1 protein-coding gene and 1 pseudogene are annotated in these 3,341 nt (G+C 68.0%); both read right to left on the bottom strand.

Going from position 1 to position 3,341, the window contains the following annotated elements; genetic code table 11:
• A partial coding sequence (locus tag ACLP25_RS17265) for a DNA gyrase subunit B (protein WP_442470411.1) occupies window positions 1-2,137 on the bottom strand: 2,137 nt, incomplete at its 3' end.
• 153 nt (window positions 2,138-2,290) lie between these two features.
• Window positions 2,291-3,105: pseudogene (locus ACLP25_RS17260) on the bottom strand (HpcH/HpaI aldolase family protein).
• Window positions 3,106-3,341 lie beyond the last annotated feature (236 nt).

Below are 3,341 nucleotides of genomic sequence, written 5' to 3'. Positions count from 1 at the left end.
CCAGGGGCCGGGCGTGCTCGGCCAGGCGCCGGGCGTCGGCCGAGGCGATCAGGCCCGCGTCGAGGATCGCCGCCTGCCGGACGCCGCGCACCTCGCGCGTCAGGACATAGCCGTTCGCCTCGATGCGGCCGGACCAGCCGCGCTCGGTTTCTTCGGCGATGGCGTTCATCCGCTCGGCGAGCACGCCGGCGCGAGCGACGCCCTCGGGGTCGTCGGCGTTGGCCAGCGGCCTCAGCGCGCCCGCGAGCGCCGCCTGCTCGACCGCGGCGCGGTTGTAGCGGGAGTGCAGGCCGATCAGCAGGCGCCGCATGGCGCGCGCCTCCTCGACCAGAGCGCGAAGATCGGCTCCGACCCGCACCTCGCCGCCGGCCAGCCTGACCGACGCGCCCTCGAGACCCGTCTCGACCAGATAGTCCTCGAGCGCCCGCTCATCCTTCAGATATTGCTCCGACTGGCCGCGCTTGACCTTGAACAAGGGCGGCTGGGCGATGAACAGGTAGCCGTTCTCGATCACCTGCCGCATCTGGCGGAAGAAGAAGGTGAGCAGGAGCGTGCGAATGTGCGAGCCGTCCACGTCCGCGTCGGTCATGATGATGATCTTGTGGTAGCGAATCTTCTCGACATTGAAGTCGTCTCGCCCGATGCCGGCGCCGAGCGCGGTGATGAGCGTGCCGACCTGTTCGGACGACAGCATCTTGTCGAAACGCGCCCGTTCGACGTTGAGGATTTTTCCGCGCAAGGGAAGAACCGCCTGGTACTCGCGGTTGCGGCCCTGCTTGGCGGTGCCGCCGGCCGAGTCGCCCTCGACGATGAAGATCTCGGACTTGGCCGGATCGCGTTCCTGACAGTCGGCGAGTTTTCCGGGCAAGCTCGCGATGTCGAGCGCGCCCTTGCGCCGCGTCAGCTCGCGCGCCTTCCGTGCGGCCTCGCGCGCCTGCGCCGCCTCCACCACCTTGCCAACGATGACCCGCGCCTCGGGGGGGTGCTCCTCGAACCACTGCTGCAGCAGTTCGTTCACCAGCCCCTCGACCACCGGCCGCACCTCGGACGAGACGAGCTTGTCCTTGGTCTGCGAAGAAAACTTCGGGTCGGGACATTTGACGCTCAGGACGCAGGTCAGGCCCTCGCGGCAGTCGTCGCCCGAGAGGTCAACCTTCTCCTTCTTCAAAAGACCCGAGCTCTCGGCGTAGCCGACCACCTGCCGGGTCAGCGCGCTCCTGAGACCGATCAGATGCGTGCCGCCGTCGCGCTGCGGGATGTTGTTGGTGAAGGGCAGCACATTCTCGTGGTAGCTGTCGTTCCACCACAGCGCCACCTCGACGCCGATGCCGTCTCGCTCGCCCCTGATCAGGATCGGCTTCTCGATCAGCGGCGTCTTGGCGCGGTCGAGATAGCGCACGAAGGCCACGAGCCCGCCCTCGTAGAAAAGCTCCTCGCGCTTCGGTTCGGCGCTCCGCGCGTCCGTCAGCACGACGCGCACGCCGGAATTGAGGAAGGCGAGCTCGCGCAGGCGGTGCTCGATGGTCGAATAGTCGAACTCGACCATGGTGAAGGTTTCGGACGACGGCCAGAACGTCACCTCGGTCCCGCGCTTAGGCTGGCCCTCGACGACCGGCGCCGGGCCGACGACCTTCAACGGCGCGACCACGTCGCCATGGGCAAACTCGACAAAATGCTCGAGGCCGTCCCGCCAGACGCGCAGGACGAGCTTCGTCGACAAGGCGTTGACGACCGACACCCCGACCCCGTGCAGTCCGCCGGAGACCTTGTAGGAGTTCTGGTCGAATTTCCCGCCGGCGTGGAGCTGGGTCATGATGACCTCGGCCGCCGACACCCCCTCCTCCTCATGGATGCCGGTCGGGACGCCGCGCCCGTCGTCGGTGACCGTGCACGAGCCGTCGGCGTTGAGAGTGACGGTGACCAGCCGCGCATGGCCGGCCAGCGCCTCGTCGATGGCGTTGTCGACAACCTCGTAGATCATGTGGTGCAGGCCGGACCCGTCGTCCGTGTCGCCGATGTACATGCCCGGACGCTTGCGCACCGCATCCAGGCCCCTGAGGACCTTGATCGAATCCGCGCCGTACGCCTCGCTCGCGCTGTCGGCGCGACGGGCGAGACCCTTGATTTCCTCGTTCAACAGACCGGCCTTTTCGTGGGGAACGCTTCAGCGGAACCAACCGCGAGTCGACATGCGACACATTCTAGCCCTTCGTGGCCGCAGATGCACGCCAAAAGCGCCCCTCCGCGCCCCAGCGAGACGCGGCCGGCGCTTCCGCCAACCTTATGATATTTAGTACGATTTCGAAACTTTTCCAGATGCGGGCGCCGCCTGGCCGCGCGCCGCCCCGAGTTCGGCGATCGCAGCGGCGCGCAAGAGCGAGCCGTCCGACCCCACCGAGCAGAGCTTGAAGCCGAGCCCCGCCATCGCGAACGCGTCCGCGCCGTCGTAACAGAACATGCCGGCGTACTTGCGGTGCGCGCGGGCGCGGGCGACGACGCTGGCGGCCGCCTCAAGGAGCGCCGGCCCGCGCGGGTCCCATTTGGCGCCGTTGCTGAGCGCGATCGAGAGGTCGGCCGGGCCGATGAACACGCCGTCCACCCCGTCCACGGCGAGAATGTCGTCGAGCGCGTCCAGCGCCTCCCGGGTCTCGATCATGGCGATTGCGTGGGTCAGCGTGTTGGCCGAAGCGAGATAGCCGTGCGTGTCCTGCCCGCTGAGGGGCAGCGCCGCGCGCGGACCCCACGACCGCTCCTCAGGGGCGGAAACTTGGCAAACGACGCGAAGCGTTCCGCGTCGGCCCGGCTGTTGATCATCGGCGCGATGATCCCGGCGGCGCCGGCGTCGAGCAGCCGGCTCGCCAGCGGGAAATCTCCGACCGGAACCCGCACGATCGCCGGCCGGTCGGCGAGCGCGACGGCCAGGATCGCCCGCGAAGCGCCGGCGAAGTCCAGCGCCCCGTGCTGTATGTCGAGAATGACCGCGTCGAACGCCTCGCGCGCCAGCGCCTCGGCCACCGCCGGCTCGTTCATGCCCACCCAGGCGGCAAACACCGGCGCGTCCGCCGTCAGACTCTTCGACAGTTTTCCGACCACGGCCTCGGTCATGTGCGCTCCCGTCTCCGGCGGCGACCTTGCCGGCCGAAGATCATTACGGCGAGTTCATTTGAATTTCATCTGCCGGGCGCTCAATTCTTTATGCGTGAACCCGAGATGACGCGTCGCGGCATACCGGGATGCGATCACGAATAATCCGAAGCTCCACCCCTCGCTTCGGATTGCCGGAGCCTACCCCAGCTCTGGATCATGGAAGACGCGGCCGCCCCCCGCGGCCGCGTCTTCTT

This window comes from Roseiarcus sp., from assembly GCF_052145395.1.
Taxonomy (GTDB): Bacteria; Pseudomonadota; Alphaproteobacteria; order Rhizobiales; family Beijerinckiaceae; genus Roseiarcus.
This window is presented reverse-complemented; position numbering and strand designations above follow the sequence as displayed.